Source organism: Salinimicrobium oceani (genome assembly GCF_012037645.1).
On the sequence record NZ_JAAVJR010000056.1, the window covers coordinates 1 to 915 of the forward strand.

Below are 915 nucleotides of genomic sequence, written 5' to 3' on the forward strand. Positions count from 1 at the left end.
TTAAACGGAGCCAATCATTATGCCATGGCAGGGGGAGAAATTGCCGGAGCTTTTCCGGTAAGTGGCTTGCTGTTACCCCTTTTTGAAGGGTTTACCGATTCTACTCTTATTATAATTGAAAGAACCGCCTGGTGGTTGCATATCCTCGGAATACTATTCTTCCTTAATTACCTTTATTACTCAAAGCACCTGCACATACTGCTGGCTTTTCCAAACGTATATTTCTCCAAGATAAGACCGAAGGCTGAATTTGATAATATCGACGCTGTTACCAAAGAAGTACAATTGATGATGGATCCAGATGCCGATCCTTTTGCTGCCCCTGCAGAAACTGAAGCTGAAGGAGATGAAGGTGAACCTGAAAAATTTGGAGCGTCTGATGTTTTTGACCTGAATAGGGTACAGCTGCTGAATGCATACACCTGCACAGAATGTGGAAGGTGTACAGATCAATGTCCTGCAAATAACACAGGAAAATTGTTATCTCCCCGTAAAATCATGATGGATACCCGAGACCGACTTGAAGAAGTGGGTGCGAATATCAATAAAAACGGACAATTTGTTGATGACGGGAAACAGTTGCTTGATGATTACATTTTAAGAGAGGAGCTGTGGGCATGTACCACCTGTCAAATGTGCATTGAAGCATGTCCTGTAGGTATCGATCCTTTATCGATCATTGTCGAAATGAGAAGGTATCTAATGATGGAGCAAAGTGCAGGCCCTGCAGATCTTAATAATGCAATGACCAACATCGAGAACAATGGTGCACCCTGGCCATATAACCAAATGGACAGGCTAAACTGGGCAAACGAAAATTAAATTAGAAAACCGGCCTTTTTGAGGCTGCAACATAAAATATAATGGCAGAAAATATTCAAGTTCCAACAATGGCTCAATTCATGGCTGAAGGTA

The 915-nt window shown here is 42.0% G+C and carries 1 protein-coding gene; it reads left to right on the top strand.

The window, feature by feature from the left end:
- The coding region (locus HC175_RS15330; RefSeq protein WP_168139336.1) for a 4Fe-4S dicluster domain-containing protein at window positions 1-822 on the top strand (822 nt) is incomplete at its 5' end.
- Window positions 823-915 lie beyond the last annotated feature (93 nt).